29 protein-coding genes and 1 pseudogene are annotated in these 22,205 nt (G+C 49.3%); 2 read left to right on the forward strand and 28 right to left on the reverse strand.

All coding sequences use genetic code 11. The features are described from left to right. Positions 1-54: 54 nt before the first annotated feature. The 5 genes from L2744_RS02935 to L2744_RS02955 form a co-directional block, all read right to left on the reverse strand. Positions 55-975: an IS5 family transposase gene (locus L2744_RS02935; RefSeq protein WP_005398056.1), complete on the reverse strand. Its 921-nt coding sequence runs from the start codon at positions 973-975 to the stop codon at positions 55-57. 498 nt (positions 976-1,473) lie between these two features. Beyond that, positions 1,474-1,725 (reverse strand): hypothetical protein, encoded by a 252-nt coding sequence (locus tag L2744_RS02940; RefSeq protein ID WP_248990655.1) that lies wholly within the window; start codon positions 1,723-1,725, stop codon positions 1,474-1,476. 592 nt (positions 1,726-2,317) lie between these two features. Next, on the reverse strand, positions 2,318-3,508 hold the full coding sequence (locus L2744_RS02945; RefSeq protein WP_172558258.1) for an acetate/propionate family kinase: 1,191 nt from the start codon (positions 3,506-3,508) through the stop codon (positions 2,318-2,320). 274 nt (positions 3,509-3,782) lie between these two features. After that, complete coding sequence (locus tag L2744_RS02950; RefSeq protein WP_032079807.1) at positions 3,783-4,085, reverse strand: DUF2218 domain-containing protein; 303 nt, start codon at positions 4,083-4,085, stop codon at positions 3,783-3,785. Positions 4,086-4,127: 42 nt separating this feature from the next. Beyond that, on the reverse strand, positions 4,128-6,119 hold the full coding sequence (locus L2744_RS02955; RefSeq protein ID WP_248990656.1) for a TonB-dependent siderophore receptor: 1,992 nt from the start codon (positions 6,117-6,119) through the stop codon (positions 4,128-4,130). Positions 6,120-6,217: 98 nt separating this feature from the next. Here L2744_RS02955 and L2744_RS02960 point away from each other — a divergent pair, with 98 nt between their 5' ends. Beyond that, positions 6,218-7,231: an AraC family transcriptional regulator gene (locus L2744_RS02960; RefSeq protein ID WP_248990657.1), complete on the forward strand. Its 1,014-nt coding sequence runs from the start codon at positions 6,218-6,220 to the stop codon at positions 7,229-7,231. Positions 7,232-7,238: 7 nt separating this feature from the next. Here the strand turns inward: L2744_RS02960 and vctC are convergent, their stop codons facing one another. The 16 genes and pseudogenes from vctC to L2744_RS21685 form a co-directional block, all read right to left on the reverse strand. Continuing rightward, complete coding sequence (gene vctC, locus L2744_RS02965) at positions 7,239-8,000, reverse strand: iron chelate ABC transporter ATP-binding protein VctC (RefSeq protein WP_020328205.1); 762 nt, start codon at positions 7,998-8,000, stop codon at positions 7,239-7,241. Between the two features lie 2 nt (positions 8,001-8,002). Beyond that, positions 8,003-8,959 (reverse strand): iron chelate uptake ABC transporter permease subunit VctG, encoded by a 957-nt coding sequence (vctG, locus tag L2744_RS02970; RefSeq protein WP_248990658.1) that lies wholly within the window; start codon positions 8,957-8,959, stop codon positions 8,003-8,005. After that, positions 8,949-9,098, reverse strand: a pseudogene (locus L2744_RS02975) (iron chelate uptake ABC transporter family permease subunit); the annotation flags it as partial. The pseudogene L2744_RS02975 and the gene vctG, both read right to left, overlap by 11 nt. A 53-nt stretch (positions 9,099-9,151) precedes the next feature. Then, complete coding sequence (locus L2744_RS02980; protein WP_012196880.1) at positions 9,152-10,072, reverse strand: IS5 family transposase; 921 nt, start codon at positions 10,070-10,072, stop codon at positions 9,152-9,154. Positions 10,073-10,361: 289 nt separating this feature from the next. Next, a complete protein-coding gene (locus L2744_RS02985) occupies positions 10,362-10,742 on the reverse strand; it encodes a hypothetical protein (RefSeq protein WP_248990659.1) in 381 nt (126 codons plus the stop codon). Between the two features lie 30 nt (positions 10,743-10,772). Next, positions 10,773-11,171, reverse strand: a complete 399-nt coding sequence (locus tag L2744_RS02990; protein ID WP_151819894.1) for a hypothetical protein — start codon at positions 11,169-11,171, stop codon at positions 10,773-10,775. Positions 11,172-11,184: 13 nt separating this feature from the next. Continuing rightward, entirely contained in the window at positions 11,185-11,490 is a 306-nt protein-coding gene (locus L2744_RS02995) for a hypothetical protein (RefSeq protein ID WP_248990660.1), read from the reverse strand. Beyond that, the gene (locus L2744_RS03000; protein ID WP_151819893.1) at positions 11,429-12,085 is read right to left on the reverse strand and encodes a hypothetical protein; all 657 of its coding nucleotides are present in this window, start codon (positions 12,083-12,085) and stop codon (positions 11,429-11,431) included. The genes L2744_RS02995 and L2744_RS03000 overlap by 62 nt, the downstream gene beginning before the upstream one ends. Next, on the reverse strand, positions 12,085-13,512 hold the full coding sequence (locus L2744_RS03005) for a DNA cytosine methyltransferase (protein WP_168993206.1): 1,428 nt from the start codon (positions 13,510-13,512) through the stop codon (positions 12,085-12,087). The genes L2744_RS03000 and L2744_RS03005 overlap by 1 nt, the downstream gene beginning before the upstream one ends. A 3-nt stretch (positions 13,513-13,515) precedes the next feature. Next, a complete protein-coding gene (locus L2744_RS03010) occupies positions 13,516-14,016 on the reverse strand; it encodes a hypothetical protein (protein WP_000647189.1) in 501 nt (166 codons plus the stop codon). Positions 14,017-14,024: 8 nt separating this feature from the next. Next, positions 14,025-14,336 (reverse strand): hypothetical protein, encoded by a 312-nt coding sequence (locus L2744_RS03015; protein WP_002210541.1) that lies wholly within the window; start codon positions 14,334-14,336, stop codon positions 14,025-14,027. 5 nt (positions 14,337-14,341) lie between these two features. After that, positions 14,342-14,848, reverse strand: coding sequence for a hypothetical protein (locus L2744_RS03020; protein WP_000566442.1), 507 nt, complete (start codon positions 14,846-14,848; stop codon positions 14,342-14,344). Next, positions 14,841-15,515 (reverse strand): hypothetical protein, encoded by a 675-nt coding sequence (locus tag L2744_RS03025; RefSeq protein ID WP_000344149.1) that lies wholly within the window; start codon positions 15,513-15,515, stop codon positions 14,841-14,843. The genes L2744_RS03020 and L2744_RS03025 overlap by 8 nt, the downstream gene beginning before the upstream one ends. Next, the gene (locus tag L2744_RS03030; RefSeq protein WP_000044823.1) at positions 15,490-15,771 is read right to left on the reverse strand and encodes a hypothetical protein; all 282 of its coding nucleotides are present in this window, start codon (positions 15,769-15,771) and stop codon (positions 15,490-15,492) included. The genes L2744_RS03025 and L2744_RS03030 overlap by 26 nt, the downstream gene beginning before the upstream one ends. Further along, a complete protein-coding gene (locus tag L2744_RS03035; RefSeq protein ID WP_001125904.1) occupies positions 15,764-16,141 on the reverse strand; it encodes a hypothetical protein in 378 nt (125 codons plus the stop codon). Before L2744_RS03035 ends, L2744_RS03030 begins: the two co-directional genes overlap by 8 nt. A gap of 303 nt (positions 16,142-16,444) precedes the next feature. Next, positions 16,445-16,600 (reverse strand): hypothetical protein, encoded by a 156-nt coding sequence (locus L2744_RS21685; RefSeq protein WP_011742537.1) that lies wholly within the window; start codon positions 16,598-16,600, stop codon positions 16,445-16,447. A gap of 94 nt (positions 16,601-16,694) precedes the next feature. Between L2744_RS21685 and L2744_RS03045 the strand changes: the two genes are divergently transcribed. Continuing rightward, positions 16,695-17,330, forward strand: coding sequence for an N-6 DNA methylase (locus tag L2744_RS03045; protein ID WP_000074431.1), 636 nt, complete (start codon positions 16,695-16,697; stop codon positions 17,328-17,330). Between the two features lie 52 nt (positions 17,331-17,382). Here L2744_RS03045 and L2744_RS03050 read toward each other — a convergent pair whose 3' ends face one another. From L2744_RS03050 to L2744_RS03080, 7 genes are all read right to left on the reverse strand, one after another. Continuing rightward, on the reverse strand, positions 17,383-17,655 hold the full coding sequence (locus tag L2744_RS03050) for a helix-turn-helix domain-containing protein (protein WP_000703827.1): 273 nt from the start codon (positions 17,653-17,655) through the stop codon (positions 17,383-17,385). 48 nt (positions 17,656-17,703) lie between these two features. After that, a complete protein-coding gene (locus L2744_RS03055) occupies positions 17,704-18,885 on the reverse strand; it encodes a ParB/RepB/Spo0J family partition protein (protein ID WP_001207227.1) in 1,182 nt (393 codons plus the stop codon). Positions 18,886-18,888: 3 nt separating this feature from the next. Continuing rightward, positions 18,889-19,674 (reverse strand): ParA family protein, encoded by a 786-nt coding sequence (locus L2744_RS03060; RefSeq protein WP_001151304.1) that lies wholly within the window; start codon positions 19,672-19,674, stop codon positions 18,889-18,891. A 173-nt stretch (positions 19,675-19,847) separates the two neighbouring features. After that, complete coding sequence (locus L2744_RS03065; RefSeq protein ID WP_001694508.1) at positions 19,848-20,135, reverse strand: hypothetical protein; 288 nt, start codon at positions 20,133-20,135, stop codon at positions 19,848-19,850. A 5-nt stretch (positions 20,136-20,140) separates the two neighbouring features. After that, positions 20,141-20,590 carry a hypothetical protein gene (locus L2744_RS03070; RefSeq protein WP_000058870.1) on the reverse strand — a complete coding sequence of 150 codons (450 nt, stop codon included), beginning with the start codon at positions 20,588-20,590 and terminating at the stop codon, positions 20,141-20,143. 13 nt (positions 20,591-20,603) lie between these two features. Next, entirely contained in the window at positions 20,604-21,851 is a 1,248-nt protein-coding gene (locus L2744_RS03075; protein WP_164457041.1) for a DNA-methyltransferase, read from the reverse strand. Continuing rightward, positions 21,841-22,203 carry a hypothetical protein gene (locus tag L2744_RS03080; RefSeq protein ID WP_001258027.1) on the reverse strand — a complete coding sequence of 121 codons (363 nt, stop codon included), beginning with the start codon at positions 22,201-22,203 and terminating at the stop codon, positions 21,841-21,843. Before L2744_RS03080 ends, L2744_RS03075 begins: the two co-directional genes overlap by 11 nt. Between the last annotated feature and the right edge of the window lie 2 nt (positions 22,204-22,205).

Below are 22,205 nucleotides of genomic sequence, written 5' to 3' on the forward strand. Positions count from 1 at the left end.
GGCTTTGTTGCTTAATTCAGAGAGAAGCCATGCCTACCCCATCGTGCTTAATTCTTAAACGATATACTGAGTTTCAGGCATACCAAGCCCTGTAAGCTTGTTCAGCGCTTTGATCATAGCGTAAGTCTCACCAACTTGAGCGTTGTAGTTCCTCAGGCTTAATTTCCCACCTAACAACTGTTTCACTCGATACATTGCTGTCTCTGATAGCGAGCGTTTATGATAGCCATAACGCTTTTTCCACTTCTGGTTGGAGCCGTAGAGCTTCTGACAACTAACTGCTAAATTGCGAGGGTGTCCTTGCTCCCAGAAGGCTGCCCCTTCTCGTGGCGGGATAAGCGGAATCGCTCGCTTGATTCGTATGGCGTCATGGCAATTCCTCGTGTCATAAGCACCATCGCCTGATATCTCAATGATTTTACGACGTGTCTGCTTGAGTAAGTTGGGGAGCACTTCGGCATCGGTTACATTAGATAAGCTCAGCTCTGCTGCGACTATTTCGTGGGTGCTTGTATCTACTGCGATATGCAGTTTACGCCAGACTCTGCGCTTCCCATCAGTACCATGCTTCTTGACCTTCCATTCACCTTCACCATAAACCTTGAGGCCAGTGGCATCAATGGCCAGATGTTGTATTGCACCTCTGGTTTTGGTTTTAAATGAAACCTCAACTTCCTTGGCTCGGCGGCTTATACAGGTGTAGTGTGGGCAAACAAGCGGGATGTTAGCCAGCTTAAACACTGAGTCTAGAAAACCTTGCAGCGCTCTCAATGGCATAGAGAAAACGCGTTTCACCATCAGTGCGGTAGTAATGGCTAAGTCGCTGAATCGGCGAGGCCTACCACGCTTGCCTTGTTTGTTTTGCTTCCACTCGGCTATCGCTTCCTCATCAATCCAAAAGGTCAGAGAGCCACGGTTGATTAAGGCTTTATTGTACTGCTTCCAGTTAGTTGTTTTGTAACGAGGTTTAGGCATGAGGCTACGACGATTGATGGGTGTAGCTGATCAGATCGTAACTTCCAGATTTAGTTCCATCGAATTACGCAACAAAGCCAGTACAATTAGCAAGGAGAAGTCGAATAAGAACTGCGCACGTGGGTAAGAAGCAACTACAACATCGCCAATATCCGTTACAAACACTTCAACGAAAACACTAATCCACAGCCCTATAGCTATACATTCCCTAGTAGCTTTAAACACCGAATCAAAGCATTTTTTTACACTCATACGGTCTTTCATATGTCCCTATTTATCTCTAATTCATAGTCGAAGTATAATTTTACGTAAGCCCTATAACGCCGCGTTAAGTAGTGAGCAACACGACCACCGAACTTAACCCATTGTACCGTAAACACAAAAGCTGACTAATACCAAAAGTGCCCCGCGTTGCGAATCTGTCTTAAACGCTTTGTTATGTGGCTGAGGTTCCTCGCTGCTCCACTACTCAAGAAATAGGATATTCAAATTAGATATTTAATCGACCCAAGAATTTTTCAGTTCTTCACTTTCACCACAGCCCAACAGAAAGTTTACGCAAATATACTCTGCAGTAAGGCTCGCCCGATTCTCTTTGTACATTTCTAGCATTGTGTCAAAGTGCTCCCAAGCAATTTCGTTCTCATCGTAGAGCTCATTAGTTAGGTAGCTTAGCGCTTCATTCATGGGTAAAGCCTGCGCACTATCTAGTACGCTTTGAACGTGCGCTTTAGTTATAGTTTTGTTCATTTAAAAAATCTTATTTAATCAGTCACATAACATTTTATTCGTGCGCATGCGCGTTTACCTTGTTGGACCAGTGAAAACGCGCACAGTTAACTATTTGTATGTAATGAACTTATCAGCATTTTGCTAAATTCACCATCTGGAAAAACGCGCATGTGCGTTTCCCAAACCTATTATCTACCCCATAGGTTTTATAATTGCATGATTTTAATAAAATTTTCTCATATTGAAATGTGAAAACACGCACGAAGTTGGGATGTGATCGTCATGATTTCAATATGACTGTATGCCGGTCCAGCTTTTAGGCATTTCAAAGAATTGCAAAATTTAAGTAAATTGGATGAAAACTCCTAGGCGAGAAAGTCTGGGTTTGACTGCGCCACAGACAATGGGTCAACTCGCTTTGGGGCATAACCAAGCCAACACTAACCTCGCTATCTTAGGGCAACAAAAATGAGTTGCAGAAGCCGATGTAGTGAGTAATCGATGTGTCGCCACGTGCTTACCTTACGTTGGTCTATCCAGAATCAAGAATAAAAAAAGCGAACCCGAAGGTTCGCTTAAGCATCGTCAGAGTGTGGAGCAAACTAAACGATTACAACATCGCGACTGATTGTTGAGCAATCACGAATTCTTCATTGGTTGGAATCACCATCGCCAGTTTAGACTCGGCTGTCGTCACAGTACCTGACTGACCAAAGCGCGCTGCCGCATTGCCAGCTTCGTCTTCTTGGTAGCCAAATACTTTTAGATACTTCAGGATTTCACTGCGAATTGGCAGTGAGTTTTCACCAATACCACCGGTGAACACAATGGCATCCACTTCTTCACCAATCGCGACCATGTATGAACCGATGTATTTGGCCACGCGGTAAGTAAAGATATCAAACGCCAGTTTGGCACGTGGGTTGCCGTTGTCCATCGCTTCCAGCACGCCACGAGCATCGCTGGTGATGCCAGACACGCCGAGGAAACCTGATTTTTTGTTCAGCATTTCAAACAGTTCTTCTTGTTTCCAGCCTTTGCGGAACAAGAATTCAATCACGCTTGGGTCCAAATCACCACAACGTGTGCCCATCATCAGGCCAGCAAGCGGTGTTAAGCCCATGCTGGTGTCGATACATTGACCATTTTTAATGGCACTGACCGACGCGCCGTTACCAAGGTGAACAGTAATGAAGTTGCTTTCTTCAACGGGTTTGTTGATGGCTTTCGCAGCTTCACGGCTCACGTAGTAGTGGCTTGTGCCGTGTGCGCCATAACGACGAACTTTGTGCTCTTGGTACAGCTCGTATGGCAGCGCGTAAACGAACGCTTTCTCTGGCATGGTTTGGTGGAAAGCCGTGTCGAAAACAGCAAATTGAGGCAGATTCGGGAATGCTTCCATCGCAGCGCGCATACCCGCCGCATTGGCTTTGTTGTGCAGAGGTGCCAGTTCAGCAAGACTTTCAACGTCAGCAATCACAGACTCATTCACACGAACCGTTTCTTTAAAGGTTTCGCCACCTGCAACGATACGGTGACCCACAGCGACAAACTTAGAACTTAGGCCCAGCGTTTCAAGCAGTGCCACCACGCGGTTGACTGCGTATTTGTGATGGTTCCCGCCAGCAGGAATCGCTTCTTCGGTTTTCTGACCCTGATATTTCCAGCTGATGACCGCTTCCGGCAAACCAAAACATTCGCCAAGACCCGACACCAAAGCATCACCGCTCTTTGAATCAATGACTGCGAATTTAAGTGAGGAGCTACCTGAGTTGATGACCAACACATACGAGTTCGACATGGGGTTGTATCCTGTTTCCGACTGAGAGTTCGAAGCCTGCGCTTCTCCATTTACAGACTCCCATTATTCAATAATTTTTGAATCTTTCAACTTTGTTTTAGTCTTTTATGTGATGGAAACGTTTTTTTGTTGATCTTTGACAATGATTGATTTTTTTTGAGGTTGGAAATATTTCTATCAATCACAGTTCAGTGAATAAAAAAAGCTCCGTCATTGCTGAAGGAGCCCTTGTTGCCTAGCTTAGCTGATGTTGTTATGAATAATATTTTGTATTTTATGCAACCAGAATCTCATTCCAGTCGAGTGTGATCGGTTCACGACGCGCGAACATGACAATGTGTTCATTGATGATCGACTGCTGCACGGCGACTTTCTCGGCACTGTCACTCTGGCAGACGAAGATCAGGCACTGCTGTTCATCATCGAGTGAAAGCGTTGTCACACCGGATGGAAATTCCACGCGGCCTTGTACTTCATCCCAGCTGGCCGGCACTTTACGGGCAAAGTGACGACACAAGGTGACAAGGTATTTGGCGACATGTTCAGAACGTAATTCGGCTTTAGATTGGTATTGCATAAAATATCCTTGATGTTGCCCGCCTCGCAGCGGGCAAAAGGGTTAGAACTGGTAAGATGCGGAAATCTTGAAGCTGCGACCCGGTTCGTAATCATCCATGGCACCTGCGCGGGCATTCGCGCCAGTGCGTGATGCGTGTGATACGTACAGTTCATCAAAGATGTTGTCGATACCGAAGGTTACCGTCAGGTCAGGCACGGCGTAAGGCATCCACTGCGCATACAGGTTGTGCGTGTCATACCCTTCTTTCTTATCGCTGTTCTCTTCCACATTGGTTTCATCCAGCACCACGATTGACGTCCAGCCAAACAAGGTATCGATTGAATCCGCGTGATAGCCCAGGTTCAGAGCAATGCTGTCGCCCATGTCGGCGCTGCGGCCGTTGGCATCCAGCATCGGACCGCCGGTTGATTTGTCTTCGGTGTCTGAACGTGAGTAAGACAGGCGAGAGCTGAACGCTTGGTATGCGTAGGTCGCACTCACTTCAAAACCTTTAATCACTACATCACCTGTATTTTCAAAGCGATAGCCGTCTACCGCGCTATCCCAGGTTTGCATGATGTAATCGTCGATTTCGGTGCGGAATACCGTCAGGTTCGCAGCCACAAAGTGATCATCAATGCGCTTGTCAAAGCGTACACCACCCTGAGTGTTCAGACCGGTTTCTGCTTTGATGTCATCCGCCAAATAAGATGTCTGTTGATACATCACGAAGGTTTCCAACAGCTCAGGCGCTTTAAACAGCGAGCGAGCATTGGCAAACAGCGTCCAGTCTGAATTCACTGCCCATTCGGTGCCCAGAGACCAGGTCACGTCATCGAAGTTGTTGGTTTCATTCACCGCTTTGCGCTTCACGTCGTCGTAACGCAGACCAGCGGTAATGTTCCAGCTCTCGGTCAGTGACAGGGTGTTCTCAGCAAAAATAGCGTTCGACAGGCGAGATTCATCCATGTAAGACGAACCGGCGTAAGAGCTCTTACTGGTTTGATCGACGACATCGGCACCGTAGACCACGCGGTTGTCCAGGTTCAGCAATTGGTAATCCGACTGGAACTTCGCGTTCAGACCCACGTTACGGTTGGTCGCCGTATTGGTATCTTTCGGACGCGGCCAACGACCGGTCACTTTGCTTTCGTCACGTTCGATTTCGGTTTCGCTGCTGTACAGCGTTACCGTACCGCTGTGTTTCTCTTTGGTCAGTTTGTATGACGCAGTGACAGTGTCACGGTTGTATTTGGTTGGCAGCAGGTCATCAGCAGTCAGGTTGGTGTTCGCTGAACCGTTCATGTCCGGGCGCGGGCTGTAATCACCTTCATCGCGATACAGGTCATAAGCTAGCTGGAAACGGTGGCCGGCCGCAGGTTCATAGCCCACTTTACCCAGAATGTTGTAGGTATCGCCCTTAACGCCAAAGGTTTCATCGCCATTGCCGTCTTCAAAATTGTCACGAGCAATGCCTTGTGCGTACAACATGGCATCAACATCGTCGCTCAGCTGACCATAAACGGTTACCGAACCTTGCTCGCTGGCGTTCGAGTTGTAGCCGCCAAAAACGCGTACACCGAATTGTTCGTCACCGCGCAGCAGATCTTTCGCGTTCTTGGTTTCAAAATACACCGCACCGCCAAGACCACTTTGCGTCACCGAGTTGTTACCAACCTGAATATCGGCCGATTTCAGAATGTCTGGGTTAAGAGTCAGGTTGCCGATGTGGTGGAACATGTTGGCGTGTTGTGAAGCACCATCAAGACGAATATCCAGGTCCGTTTCGTTCAGACCACGAATGTTGATACGCTGGTTGACTGAATGTGTGCCGCCGACATCCACACCAAGAATATCACGCAGCAGGTCGGACATATGGTCAGCCTGCTTGACTGACAAATCATCCGTACCCAGAGATTCTGAGCTACTGGACACTTTGGTTCCCCACACCACAACATTGTCGGTCTGAGTCTCTTCTTGCTGGGCAAAAGCCATATTGCTCAGCGCCGCACTGATCGCCAAACATACCACTGACTTGTGAATAGAACGCATTTTCTTACATTCCTTATATTTTAGTTATGAAAATACAAATGATAATAATTCGCAAGTATGGTAGAGTGACGCACTCAGAATGAGAAGATGAATAGGTTATGCAAAATCGCATAACGCTTATGAGAAATAACCGTATGTCACTCAGTCAACGTCAGGAAATGATTCCGAAAAAGGTCACGATGACCCGAAAACTGCAGCAGGATGATAAGCAGATTATTATTAGCCACGGCCAGCGACAGGCGGCCGCACTGGCGGAAGGATCTTACATCAACTACGCCAACGAAGGCGCATTTATGCTGCATGGCGGAATAAGCCACGAGCTGACGAACTCCAATGTGGTCGCTACGACGCCTGCATCGGTCATCATTACGTTGCTGCTTGAAGGCAGTTTGATTTTTGGCTATGACGATTTGGAGTTTAATTTAGAGGCGGGTAAACAGGCTCAGGGCGTAATTGTCAATTTCACTCAGCCAGCGAGCTTTCGCCGCCGTCTGCAAAAGGACAATCACGTCGTTAAACTCAACATCATTCTGGATCAGGCGTGGCTGAGTAAACGCATTCACAAGCCCTGCCCGCTAACGCAGTTTATCCAGCAAGACAAAGCGTTTTGCCATCTGACATTAAGTGAAGAGATGGTGAGCGGCGTACGCCGAATACTGGCAACACCCAAACCGCAGACTCTGTTAGAAACCTTGCACCTTGAGCACGCCGCGATTGATTTGGTGCTCAAAACGGTTGAACAACTTGAGCCACTCAATCATGAACAAACGACCAGCGAGGCTCGCAGTTACTGTTCGCAAATGGGACAGATCGTGCATTTTCTCGATCAGCATCTTTACGAGGAGTTATCGCTCGATGCACTGGCGCAGCAAATGGCAATGAGCACATCAAATCTGCAACGCAAATTCAAGCAGCAGATGGGCATGACGGTGGCGAACTATGTGCGCCAGCGACGCCTCAATAACGCGCGCCAGCAGTTGGAGCGTGGCTACGTCACCATTACTGAAGCGGCGTATGAAGCGGGTTATCATCACCCGTCCAATTTTACCGCGGCATTTAAAAAAGCCTTTGGTCAATCACCGCAGGCTTTTATGGCAAAACAATCGGATTAATCGGGCATCAGTGCGTGTGATACAAACACATGCGCTTGCCTTCAATCTCAAGCACGCGGAACGGCGTTTCGTAGATATCGCCCAAAACCTCTTCCCGTATCACCTCTTCCACACTGCCCGTCGCCACCACTTTGCCTTTCTTCAGCGCAATAATGCAATCGGAATAGCACGACGCAAAGTTGATGTCGTGAATCACCACGACCACCGCTTTATTGAGCTCGTGCGCCAAGCGTTGAATCGTCGCCATGATTTGCAACGAGTGTTTGATGTCGAGGTTATTCAGCGGCTCATCCAGAAACACATAGTCGGTATCTTGGGCAATCACCATGGCAATGAACGCCAACTGACGCTGACCGCCACTTAGCTCATCCAGATACTTGTTCTGAATGCTCTGCAGATCGAGATACTCAATCGACTGGTCGATCACTTGCTGATCACGCGCATCCAGTTTGCCCTGCGAATAAGGAAAACGGCCGAATGAAACCAGCTCTCGTACAGTGAAACGCATCGTCAGCGTGTTGGCCTGACGCAGCACCGACAACTTTTTCGCCAGTGCTTTGGTGTCCCAATCCACCAGCTCTTTGCTGTCGATCCACACTTTACCTTCATCGCGATTCACCAGTCGGCTCGCCATTGAGAGCAGCGTACTTTTACCCGCGCCGTTGGGCCCGATGATTGACGTGACCTTACCTTTTTCGAACTCAGCACTGGCGTCTTTCACCACCGCTTGTTGCCCAAATATTTTCGTCAGTTTATCGAGTTGAATCATTGCTAGACCACTTTGTTACGAATCAGAAGAGAAAGGAAATAGATGCCACCAACAAAGTTGATGATGACGCTGAGTGTGGTGCCAAATTGGAACACTTTTTCTACGATCCACTGCCCTGCCAGCAGCGCAAACACCGACATCGCCGAACAGGCAATCAGCAGCACGCGATGCTGATAGGATTTAAACCATTCGCGCGTCAGGTTGGTGACCAGAATGCCAAAGAACATGATCGGACCAATCAGTGCGGTGGAAATCGAGATCAGCACTGCGCTCAACATCAACACATTACGCGTAGTTTTACGCACATCTACCCCGAGACTGACGGCGTTATCGTTGTCCAACCAAAACACATCCAGCACGCGGTGCATGCGAAACAGCAGATACGCGACCAGCAGTAGTAATGGCGCAACAAAATAAACCAGGCTGACTTTGACGTTGTTGAAGCTGGCAAACATATTCGCCTGCACCGACGCAAAATCGTTCGGGTCCATCAACATGATGAGGAAAGATGCGATGTTGGAGAACAACTGCCCCAGAATCACACCCAGCAGCAACAACGCAATCAGGTTGCGCTTCTCTTTGCTGAAATAGAACGTAAACAGCACAGTTGAAAAGCCCAGCATCGCCGCAACCGACAACGAGAAGTTGAGGTAGGCATTCATCGCAAAGCTGCTCAGGCCGCCAAACAGCGCCACAATCCCCACCTGTACAAACAGATACAAGGAATCAAAACCCATGATGCTCGGTGTGAGGATGCGGTTGTGGGTGATGGTTTGAAATGCCAGCGACGACTGCGCAATCGCAATACTCGCCAGCACAATCGCCAGCACTTTCGGCACGCGGCGCGACAAGAAATACTGATAGTTGTCCGGCGTCAGGCCGACACCGATGAATGCAGCGGCAAACACCATCGCCAGCACAATCAGCAGTGTGAGTTTGAGTTTGAGTTTATCGTGCATGGCGCTGGCCTCGCAGAATCAGCGCAATAAACGCCACGCCACCAAAAATACTGATGATCATAGAAATCGGAACTTCATACGGGAAGATAATCACGCGGCCAATCAGGTCGCACAGCAGCACCAATAACGCGCCGAAAAGGCTTTGTTGCTTAATTCGATGAGAAGACATGGTAGCCCCATGTTGTTCAGTTCTTAAACAACATACTGAGTTTCAGGCATACCTAGCCCTGTAAGCTTGTTCAGCGCTTTGATCATAGCGTAAGTCTCACCAACTTGAGCGTTGTAGTCCCTCAAGCTTAATTTCCCACCTAACAACTGTTTTACCCGATACATTGCTGTCTCTGAGAGCGAGCGCTTATGATAACCATACCGCTTTTTCCATTTCTTGTTAGAGCCGTAGAGCTTCTGGCAACCCACTGCTAAGTTGCGAGGATGTCCTCGTTCCCAGAAGGCTGCCCCTTCTCGTGGCGGAATGAGCGGAACAGCTCGCTTGAGCCGTATGGCATCATGGCAATTCCTTGTGTCATAAGCACCATCGCCTGATATCTCAATGATTTTACGACGTGTCTGCTTAAGCAAGTTGGGAAGTACTTCGGCATCGGTTACGTTAGATAAGCTCAGCTCTGCTGCGACTATTTCGTGGGTGCTAGTATCTACTGCGATATGCAGCTTACGCCAAACCCTACGCTTCCCGTCAGTACCATGCTTCTTGACCTTCCATTCGCCTTCGCCATAAACCTTGAGGCCAGTGGCATCAATGGCTAGGTGTTGTATCGCACCTCTGGTTTTAGTTTTAAATGAAACCTCAACTTCCTTAGCTCGACGGCTTATACAGGTGTAGTGGGGACAAACTAGCGGGATGTTAGCCAGCTTAAATACCGAGTCTAGAAATCCTTGCAGTGCTCTCAACGGCATAGAGAATATGCGTTTCACCATCAGTGCAGTAGTAATGGCTAAGTCGCTGAATTGGCGAGGTCTGCCGCGCTTGCCTTGTTTGTTTTGCTTCCACTCGGCTATCGCTTCCTCATCAATCCAAAAGGTCAGAGAACCACGGTTTATTAAGGCTTTGTTGTACTGCGTCCAGTTAGTTGTTTTGTAACGAGGTTTAGGCATGAGGCTACGACGATTAATGGGTGTAGCCGATCAGATCGTAGCTTCTTGATTTAGTTCCATCGATTTAAGCAACAAAGCCAATGGCCGCATCCCGCATTGTGTCTAAAGTGTCCTGACACTTCGCTCGCCTGAATTTAACGAGCCAACTTTGCCGATCTATCTTGTCCACACCAAATCCCATCTTGTTCGGAAAAGACCGATTTACCCTTCCCGCTGGCTCCAATTACAAGCGAGTGAGATTCTACTTTGTTATCAAAAAACATAATTCCGCCCCAGATTTCACCTTCCTTTATACTTCTATGGATTTGGCTTTAGCTGCTGCCAAGCTAAAATCTAGGAAAAAGTAGTGCGACCTTGATTCGCTTACAATAAATTGAGACAGGTACTTTTCTTTTCCATCCGAAATGTAGACTGACAGGAACATGCCAAGCATAGGAACATCTGTTTTTGATGCTATATCAATTTGTAAGTGCATCGGCTCTTTGGTTTCGCTATCGACAAATGAGTGCGTTCCAGCAAAGCGAGACTGAAACGCAAGGCATCGGACCGCCTCTTCGAGAGTGGTTTTACGCTCATTATTGTAAGGGTTGTATTTGTGGACAGAGAATCTAATTGCTTGCTCGCCTTCTTTATGAAGCATTCTCTGTGCCTCCCATAACGGTACGGTCATGAATTTTCCTCCTTTAACGACTCTAAACACTCATTCTTCGATGTACTTGGTCAATGGATTGAAAACGCAGGTGTTTGCCGCATCAATCTGTCTAACGAGCAATATCTCAGGACTGCTCATAACAGCAAAGCTATTCCAACCAGGAATGACAAAAGCTATGATTTTCGTCGGCAGTAAACTTGCGTAATCGCGCCATGTGTAATCAGTTCCATCGCAATTTTTTTGTATAGCCAAATCTAACTCTTGATATTCGGTCATACCAAAGGTTTTAGAATCCTCCAGTATTGTCTTTAGCTTCTCACGAATAGGGGTAGGGAAAAGCTCTTGGCTCATACGATACGCATCATGGGTGGTTATCATACCGTCTTGATGATTATCACACCCCGAAAGAAGCATAATAGTTGCTAACGCCATTATGATTTTTTTCACAATTTTCCCTCGGTTAGTACATTTCTTTAAAACATGGTTTGAACATCCGAATTTCCACGGCAATAACCGCCGGATAATGCAAGACTCCCAAACCTAAATAGGCCTCCAGGGATGACATCAAAGTCATAGCTGACTTCCGAGTTGTCGTCCGCCGTTCGCCACGAGCAATCGCGTCTTTGAGCTCAGAGATCCTGACACCAATGAGCGAGGCCGTCTCCTCAACTGTTAAAATACGATCCCAAAAGCTGGTGGCGCTGTTATTGCGCCCACCGATACTCTGGGCAACGCACTCTGTTCTGGCCGCTTTTCCCTTTGCCATTGGTGATGTCCTCTTCATTCTTCGCAGCACCCAGCTTACTCAATATCTCCGCTTTTGTGGCGCGATGGCCGCGCATTAAAAGAGCATTCAGCAGGTATCCAGTGAACACCTCTGTACTCGGCATACGGTCAAGCAACTCAACATACTGCTCATCCGTCAAATCATGGATCTCACAATATTTTTCCACCGCCTTTTCGTAGGCTTCTGCGTAGCCATGAGTGGAAATCCTGAAAGCAATATCCCCATTGCCGTAGCCTGGCTTTGTGACGAGAAAACAAGGCGCGAAGTAGGTTCTCTTCACCCCCATCCGGCTCCGGTTCTCGATGCTGATATAAGCCCTCAGCCCCTCAGCAATGATGTTTGGCCCGGAGTTGCGACGCCGCTTACAAGTCTTATTCTGACGCTTCACCTCTTCTGCCTCAGCTTCCCACTTTCGGTCCAAGCTGTAGGCCAGCCGGTGAGCTGTTGCGTAGGAATACTCTCTCAAGGAGAAGTATTCTTGCCGGTAATCATCCGCCACCCCAACTGTTCGTGCGACACGGAACCCGACGAAACCGGCGTCATGGGTTCCTTCGCCGTAGTAAATGACTGCCATTATCTACCTTCCTTACTTCTGATACCGTGCTGCACCACGGTATGGCGACCGCAATTCACATTCAGGTGATCCCGAACTGCGGCCATGACCGCTGAATGCAATCTGTAATCCACACTCTGCCCAAGCGTTTCTGTCGCTTGTTCTTTTGCCATCCACGAAACATCAAAGCTATCAGGTATCGACATCAACTCCTGAACCAGATCGACCGATGGCTTGTAAATGCGGCCACCGTCTTGGATGTACACTGCATCCTTTACCCCACGATCCTGAGACTTGAGGATGGTCGGGCAACTGGTGCTTTCTCTCGTCAAGAACGCAGGCATCCTGCGAGAAGTTGACTCTCTGGCCTGAATTGACTTCAACGCTGTGACGTCAGCACAATCCCCGAGGTGCTTCTCGATCACCGGCCACAATCGTCCACCAGCTCTCTGCTCAGGTTTCGGTGGAACGAACCCAGGGAAGACCGACGCCACCATGTAATAGCGTTCTCGCCCCTGGTAAGCGCCGAAATCCAGACCGTTCAAGACCATCTCAGTGAGGAAGTACCCCATCCGCCGCAGTGTCGTTCCCATCATCGCCCCGGCTCCGGATGCTTTGAAGTTCGGGACGTTTTCCACCAGCACGACGGCAGGGTTCACGACCTCGATCTGTTTTAGTGCCGGGTAAACCATGTCGAGCATGGTGGAGAGATCTTCAAGAGAACGCTCTTTGTCCCTTGGACTTTTGGCGTTTGAGTGGTCATCACACCCCAACGAGTAATGGGCCAAACCAATTGGTGGGCACTCCGCCAGCAAGGCTCCAAGGCGATCCAGCTCCAGGTGATGAATGTCTTCATTAAGCAGGATACGCGGGGAGCTGTTCACCAGCGTATTGAGCGCATGTACTTCACTCAGGTTCCGCCCGGATGCTCTGTCTCTGGCTTCAACTGGACGATGCTCCAAAACAATCTCAGCCTTCCAGCCAAGCGCTTCCATAACATGAATGTCTACCCCGCCAGTCAATGCCACAAAGGCACGGAAAGGGCTGGTTTTTCTGAACCGATCAGCAATGGCAAAGGCTCTGTTTGCGACAGGAGTGAAGACTACTCGGCCTTTTCGCATTTCGACGTGGAAACGCTCTGTATAGCGAGGGAAGCACTTATCTATGAGCCCTTGTCCAGAAAACTCAATAACGGTTTCCAGCGGGTTGTTGGAGCGACTCTTTGGTTGATACCGGCGCTGATAAACCTGGTGTGTCTGTAGTTCATCGGTCGCCGGGATCACCGAAAAACCGCCCATCCCCTCCCCTGGCTCAACGGCGATGCCCATACCTGGCTTGAACCCCATAACATCCAAAAAGTTGGACGAAACCCTAACCTTGCGTTTATCGCCTACTCGATTGAACGCAAGTTGTTTGGTTACTACGGAGGGGGAGACGATCGGTAACATTGGTCAACCTCTTTTCTTCTTGTTTTGCTCGCGCTTCACCATTGCTCCAGCAGCTTTCAGAAGTCTCTGGTTCTCCGCCAGCTCCTCTTGGAGTTCCTGAGTATCCTCTTCTGTCTGAGGCTTTTTCAGCTCGGCCTCGCAATATTGGACCTCTTCCTGCAAGCTGACTTTCGCAAACTTGAGAGCGGCCAGTCGCGTCGTATAAACGCCAAAAGGCAATTCGCCACCTTCCCGGAACTGCTTCAAGCACCAGCTCGGTATAGATGGCAACCAACCAAAGTCCCCATTCTTCCGTGACCTTTTCCCCCACGTAATCCCATCTAACTTTTGGGCAAGATTGACATAGCGTTGATCGCTGGTTGAGTTGCGTCGTTTCTGAATAGAGCGAACTATCCACTCTGTAACCTCGACCTTTGCTTTATCATCATCAGAGATGTAATAAAGGGCTGCGTACAACACAGCGCCTTTACGAATGACTGATGGTGGGTATGCCTGGGCTTTCATCTATCCCCCTATCGCTTTTTCTGTCCGACAAGACGGAGATGATCGGCGGCCAAGTCATACTGCTCGTTTTTGTCGCGGCGGCGGAATCTGTCAAAAAACTTCCCTCGTGGCAGGGTTTCTTCCATAGCGATCAGGCGGTTCAGCCACACTTCTTGAGGTAGCATCCCTGCTGGAGTCGGCCCGAGCTTACGTCCTTCCTTGACGTGCTCCATTGTTTGTGTGGCAGTAAAAATCGCACCACCAAACTTTCTCCACTTGAATTGCAGGGGCATATCTGGAGACTCATCCAGCATCAATTTCTTATTGGTTTGTTCTGTCACGACAATTACTCCACCATCCATTCTTCACTAAGCAGGAACGCCCAGCGCTCTTCTGCTTTTTCTGGGTTGTCTTTGGCCTGTTTGATCATGATCTCGGCGGCGTTAAAGCCTACCTCTCCACTGAACCGGCCCCATGAATGGCTATGCCACTCGCGCATCACACTTCGGCCAAGCGATGCAAGTTCTGGACTTACACCCTCATGGAGGGCATAGAGCTCCCAAGCATCCCACCCGTATCGTAATAGGTTGTGCCCTGGGGCGTTAAAGGCCTGAGCAGCCTTGAACCGCTCTCCAGGCTCCTTCCCTCTAACATCCACACCCTGGAGCACCAACCCCATTACCACTTCAATGACAGGCTCGCGTTGCTTCTTTGCCAGCTCGATGGCAGCCACCAGCATTGCTTTGGCGTCAGCAAATTTCCCATGCCCTTGGCACATACCGCAGGTTTCTTTGGAAGGGGAAAAGTCATAAACACCGGAACCAGCACAGAGGCGGCATGTCAGGTCAATCATGGGCTCTTCTCTCCTCATACTCTTCGATGCGCTCTTTCAGACGCTGAACCACTGGTGCGAGCTCAGGGATAGCTTCCGCTTCCTCAAGCGTGTATCGCTTGTCTTCCTGGTAATCGACTATTTGAGGAGGCCTTGGCTGTTTAGGGAACTCAGCAAAGTCATTCAGCGACATCGAGGTAGGAAGTCCTCCTTCAATCTCACCTTTTTCGTTGAGTGACTGGGTGACGATAAGCTGTGTTCCACCCACCTCGGTATCAAAGCGGTCATCAAAGCGCTCACCGATAGTCCAGCCGCCACGGCCAAGAACACAGGTCGTACTCATACGTAGGCGATTGAATGCTTTAGCGTCATCCCAGTTCAAAGGATTTTCATCCATGAGGAAAAAAGGCGCTTCGTCCCGAACGAACACCTTGGACTTGGCGTTATCGAAGATCGGCCCAAACACCCCCTGCTGGAGGTATGGTTCGACTTTCTCTGCAAGATCCTGGTGCCCTTGAGAACGCAGCGCCTCATAGAGCTGGGTGATTGTTTGTTTGCCGGTGTCCGGAAGGCAGGACAATACTGTCTGCTTTTCCTCGTCACTCAGGCTTACCATTCTGGACAAAAAGCTGACTACCAGCTCGTTGTGCCCATCGACCGTTTCAATGTTGAGCTTGTTCTCGTCCATCTTCTTCCTCAGTAATCGGTTCGATAAATTCAATGGAGTCCATGCTTACATGACTGATAATGGCTTTCAGGCCGCAGCAGTCGCATGGTTCAAAGGTCAGTTCTGATCCCTTGGGAGACTGATGCGTGACCGTTGCCACAGCCCCTAGAGGGATCAACCCCCAGCCGTTTTTTAGTACCCGAGTAGTTCTGACCAGCCGACCTTTGTACTCTCGTTTCAGTTTCGGATGCGGCACTACCGCATATCGCTTACTCATTTCGGTCCCCTTGTACCAAAGGCTCGACAACCAGCTCTTGAGCTTCGTCCCAGTCGGACACCTTTGCATCACCAAACGCAAAGGCAATTCGCATAGCCACTGTCGGCCTGCCTATTTTCATCAAGTAAGCCGCAGCACCGGCACACATCGACTCTTGTCCCGAAGGTGCATAGTTACCCTCTTCATCCCATTCACCACCTGACTTTGAATGCACGGTCTTGTGGCAATGAAACGTCGTCATGTCGTTTTCAACGATGTCGTTGATGATGCCTTCTAATCGCCCAGGGGCCAGCTCGATAGCGCCCTCCTTCCGGAATGGACAGTTGGCGCAAGGTTTCTTCAAACGGAGATGATTTGCTTGCTTTGGCATACATATCACTTTTACAGCATCATTTTATGATTCTATGATATAGCCATATTCCGTGTAGTCAATATCTCACTAACAATTACTTTCTATCGGACGCTTACGCGCCCATTTTGGGCAGATAGACAAGTTATTTGGGCGTTTGGAGTGTGCGAGGTGGACAGCGGGGAGACTTTCACATGTGAAAGTTTTGTTTCTTGGTATCGTTTTATTGTCTCTTGATATTATTTTATGATGCTGTAATAATCATAAATAAGGGCCGCATCGCTCTTCGACCTTCGTTGCAGCCCTTACAACACAATCAAGCAATTAAGGAGCTTTGTTATGCTGCAAGGCAATACTAACACGAATAAGCGCATCCCGCTCGCGGCGTTCATGAAATGGCCGCTGGCGAAACGTCAGGACTTCATCGACCGGGAAATGTCCGGTTGCCCCGACTTTATCAAGACGTCTTTGCTTCGGCATTAAGGCGATCAGGCAGGAAAGCAAAGAACCTCGCTTCGGCGGGGTTCTTCGTTTCTACCTCTTGAATGTTTCGTCAGAACAAACTGGAGCGCTTATGTCACCAGAAACACAGCAACTTACATCCAAGGCTTTATCTCTCATCGAGCAGTCCCGATACAGAATGGGCACATCTCGGTTTGTTGAGGCCTTTATTGACCAGTGGGCATACTTGCAGACTGGCCTATACCCAGCCAAGGAGGAGATCCCGGAAGAACTTCAGCCGGTCGCCTTCGAGCTCTCTCACGTCCTGTCTGCCGCCATTAAGCGCGACCCCACCAGCGATGTTTTGGGTTACGTCCTAAGCATGTCTGGCTTCCACAAGAAGGGCACCAATTACTTCCCCACTCCTCCAGAGATTGGCCGCTTGATGTCACTCATTGTTGGCTCACAGTCTTCGGCAGACTTTTATGAGCCCTGCTGTGGTTCTGGCATCAACGCCATTCACTGGATGGAAAACCTGATCGAGAACCACGGTCCCGAAGCATTGAGAGAAGCCTCAATCTACCTGGAAGACATCGATCCGTTGATGGTGAAGTGCTGCATGATCCAGCTATTCCATTATTTCGAGTCCCGCAATACCACTCCCAAAACGCTGAGTATCGTCGGCATAGACACCCTTAGCAGACGAACCAAGAACATCGCCTACTACGCCGAAAAACCTCCAGCAACCGCCGCTACCGTGGCAGCATAAAAAAACCCGCCGATTGGCGGGTTTTGCATTCAATGCGCTGCTCTATGGCACCTTACAGTTTTCCGTACCGGTTCAAGAACGAAGACCTGTCTAAGATCCCCCAGTCTGTCAGCATGTAGTAGCCGGTGGCACCTCGTTCGCCGGTAGACTCCCTGACGAACAAGATATTCATTCCGAACTCGTCACGCAGGGCAGACAACTGTCTCTTGATCGTTGATTCAGGAATATTTGTTGCCTTGTGAAGGTCTTGGAGACTTGGCTTCTCCGTTTTAGACAGGGCATTCACCAAAGCAAATTTTCTTTTCATGTCCTGTGAGATCTTCATATTCACCTGTTCTTGACAGGCCCAACCTCTCTGGCTGGGCCTCCTTTATTAGCCTTCGACACTCAGGAGTTCAATGTCTGACACAGGCACATGAACATGCTTTTCCTTGCCTTCGCCATCGAGCGTTTTAACCCAGACAGTAGACGGAACCAGAGCAACACGGTCGGTCATGATGACTCCACGTTTGGTCTCGCCATCCAGGTTAACGTTGACAGCAAAAATCAAACTGTCAGCCCGGACGTTCTTCCATTCCTTGTCCTTCGGCAGAGGAGGAAGAGCATCACCGCCTTCTTCATCTTTGTCCTTGCCGCTGTTATCTGGCTGCTTGACAGGATCTTTGTGCTCACCCTCTTCATCACGCAAAGGGTCTTCGTCATCATCGTCCTGACCATTGGAATTTTTACCCCCTTCCAGTTCCTCCTGGGCAAGGTTCAGGTCGTCATTCCCGGTTTGTTCCGACGTACCATCCCCACCCGAGTTGAGGGATTGCTCGTCGGTGTTGCCAGCGCCAAGCTCATCATTCTGGTGGGAGCCAGTCAGTGGGCCTTTTTCCATTTCGTCTTTGATACGTTTGGCATCATTCAGCAGCTCACGGCTTTGTTTACGAGTAATCCCGTCAGACATAGCCACCGCGCAGACGGCGCGACATCTTTCTTCATTCAGATCGAACAAGAGACGAAGGTTATTCAAGGTCTCTGTATCAGAACATACTTCATTATCGTATAACTCACGCACACAGTCAGGTAGCTTGAGCAACGACAGATGCGTAGATACGAAAGTGATATTCTTACCGAGCCGATCAGCAATATCCTTTTGCTTCCAACCTTCTTCAATAAACAGGTTTAACGCCTCGGCAATCTCTACCGGAGTCAAGTCATCCCGCTGGATGTTTTCGATCAGCTCACCAGCAGTCTCGTCCAAGTTGTTCTGGACCTTATCATTCACCACCAAGTCAATGGTCTCGATACCAGCGTGTTTACACGCTCTCCAACGCCGCTCCCCTTTTTGGATGACGAACTTGCCTTCTTCGTTCTTCGGGAACACGATGATCGGAGACTGCTGCCCTTCGGTCAGCAAGGTTGCCGCCAGCTCTTCAATGTTACGGAAGCGCTTACGAACCTGGACCTTGGATACAACGTCGTCAACAGGTACGGTAAGAACCTCTTTGCCTTTCTTGCCTTTGGCGGCTTTAGCAAGTTCGGACAGGCCTTTTAAATTGTTCAATGCCATCGCTTAGCCCACCTTCTCTAATAGTTCTTCCAACACCGCCTCAACTTCTTTGGCCGCGACATGTCCATAGCGAAGCTCCCAGACAGGGATGCCATCAGTCGTCGCCGTATCGAGCGGAGGCCGGTGCATAATTTTGTTCTCAAACAACAGATCCGGAACTGTGTTCTCCAGCGACTTGAGGGCTTTGTCGTGATTGACAGAGCGGTCCATGTCGTTGATCACGATGCCCAGGATCTCCAAATCTTGGTTGTACGCCTCGCGCACACCAATAATCGTGTTCAGGAGACCTTCTACGCCGTCCACAGCGAAGCCAGAGAGCTTTACTGGACATGCCACATGGGTAGACATCACCAACGCTGCCACCAGCTTTCTGCCGAGGCTAGGCGGACAATCAATCAGCACGTAGTCGTAGTTCTCAAACAGCTCAGCCAAATGGCGAGCCGGATTCATGGCCTGGTCAAGAGGCACAGCCTCCATCTCAAACAGATCCGGGTCGTTTTTCGGCGTATGAATGAGGTCTGCACCGCAAGGGCAGTGCATGACCTCAATGCCGTCCAGCTCGTAAGCGAACAGCTCTGCGGTTTTGGTTCCTGTGAGGATGGGCTCGTAGTCACCATCCTCAAGCTCTCGTCTGGGGGCCAGTCGAGAGGACGTGTTCCCCTGACCATCCATATCCAAGACCAGCACTTTCTTTTTCTTCTGTAACGCCAGATAAAAGGCCTGCTGGATACAGAGGGTACTCTTACCCACTCCGCCTTTCTGGTTGGCGAAGCTGATTACTTTTGCCATACCCACCTCTATTTTGGTTTCTCGCAGGTGATCAAGACCACCCCCAAACTTTCACATGTGAAAGATTGTAGCGATCATAAAATGATACTGCAATATCTAATTATGGTTCTGTTAAAACAAACTTTAAACAAAAAAACGGCCATGAAGGCCGCTTATTGACAAGGTTTGTGCTGTCAGCGCAATTGATTTGCTGCTCCAAGCCCATTCGCCAATAACTGCATCGCATCGTTGAACAGCGCGGAGCCCCGTTCCGGTGTGAGCAATTCCGGCATATCTTCTCGCGGCCAAGTACCGGCTACTTGAATGAGCAAACTGGCAGCCCAGTGGATCTGCTTTTCTTCACTTTCATCGGCCAGAGTGCATACGACGGGGAAACCGTACTTACGCCCCCAGCGACTCACCTCTTTGAACGATACCAGCTCAGGCTTTTGCAAATCCCGGCTGTAGGCCTCAGCTATCATGTGGTTCAGTTCTTTAGCGTCCATTTATCCCCCTTAACTGTTTTTTCAAATTCTTCCTCAAACATCGTTTTTAATGTGTTTCGTATTTCTTCATCCTGGATGTCATTGACATCAAAGCTGGTAGAGACAGCCTCACTTCCAATACCACAGAGAACGTAACCCCGGCCATCAGGACCAATTTTAAGAGGCACAACGGGAAGTGGTGTATTGGGACACACTCCAGCAATGCCCGGAGAAATAATTGGCCCCCCGCGAGGAATAACCCAGTTACCGATAAACCCCCAATCAATTTGCGTCGAGATGGCATCAGGCTGGTATTGCTCACCCCAAAAGTTGATTGCTGCCTGCTGATGCTGTTTACCGGCATAGTAGATATATCCGGCCACAATAAGCACGGAGAGGACAAACATAATTGCCAATTGGCGCAAGACTCTTGCGATAAAACTTAAACTCATAGGTATTGTTCTCTTAATTCAACGCTCCCCCGCCCACTGTTGCTATGGCTGGGTTAATCCAAAATCCATCAAAGCCGGTGAACATTTCCGCCTGGGTACGAATGTACTCAAGAATGATGTCACAGGCGATCCAGCGCCGGTTATTCCTTTCTGCGGCCAACCCGCTCTTATTCGACCCACTGAACGGATCAACAACAAGGTCGCCCTCTTCCGTCAGAAAGCGGATAGCCATCTCAGGTATGTCTGTTGGGAACATTGCCGGGTGCGGTGGCAATCCCAGTTCTCTAGCGATTCTCCGAAGCTCCAGCGTATCCGCACAACGGTGGCCGCGCTGGATAACGTTTTTCGGTATCCGTCCTTCCGTGACGTTAGAGAATGCGTTCCCTCTCAGTCGATATGCCCCGTCACCATAACTGACCACTCGGTTATCCCCCCCTTGAGCCATCAGCTTCTGATGTTTCTCTGTATGAGGGATCAGGACCCTTCTGTTGTCAGAACGCACCCTGTCAGGGTCGTTGGTGAACCAATAAACAGGCTCCCACCCGGCACACAACTGGTAACGGTTCACACAAGCCCAGTGGGTTGGACTTGGTGGTTTTGACAGGTTGATCCACGGCCATCTATCCATGAGAGACAGCCCGAGCCGATCATGGAGCGCCAGCACCATTCTTTCAACATAGAGAGATCTGGAGGGGCTCTTGGCCTCGAATATGTCATTGCTGACATTCAGGACAACGCTTCCTCCTGGCACCAGGTTCTTGACTATCGGTTCGAGTGCCTGGGTTATGAAATCCACCCATTTGGCTTCATCAACGTTTCCATAGCCACGCTGTATTCGGAGCGGAAACGGCGGAGATGTCACACACAGATGCACCGGCTCATCGAGGTCAGAGAAAAAGCTCTTGTTGTTTGACCACACCGCCAGCCCAAGATTTGTTGAATAGGCGACAAGTCGAATGCCACCAAGCGCTTCATGCAGGCCCTTCTTGGTTTTGCTTGAGAGCTCCCAGACACCCCGCTCGCCGTCCACCTTCTGGAGAAGGTTCATCGACTTGAGGGTTTGCTGATACCAGCGTATCTGTCTTTTCAGCTTGCTCCGCTTGACCTTTGCCTTGCCAATTTCACTTTGTTCATTCAGAGCGCTTTTCGGGATTCCAGCGAGCTCTGCCACTGAATCGTAGAGCTCCTCATTCGATAGCGGCTTATCGGCCTTGGCATACGCCTCTTGGACATGAAAAAGTTCTAGCTGGCTACTCATCATGCCCCTCCGTACCCTGGAAGATGTCATTGAGCACAGAGGTCGCCTCGGCGCTCTTTACATCATGCTCGGTGTAGAAAGGCCACCAGGTTAATCCGCCACCTTCAAACCATGAGCAGCGGAACTGGATTGTCTGATCAGGAAGGACTTTGAACTCGACATGCTGGGGTTTGTCATAACGGCACATTGCACCAAGGTCTAGGCCAAACTTTTCTTTAACCCATGTGGATGACATCGACCCCTGGCTCAAACCTTGGCTGTTAACCCAATAGACCCGGTTGACAGCACCAGCAATACCGATGAATAGGAAAGCCAGTATTGCCCCGGCCTTCAACCATACAAAAACACTTCTCACAA

Source organism: Shewanella profunda, assembly GCF_023283765.1.
Lineage (GTDB): Bacteria > Pseudomonadota > Gammaproteobacteria > Enterobacterales > Shewanellaceae > Shewanella > Shewanella profunda.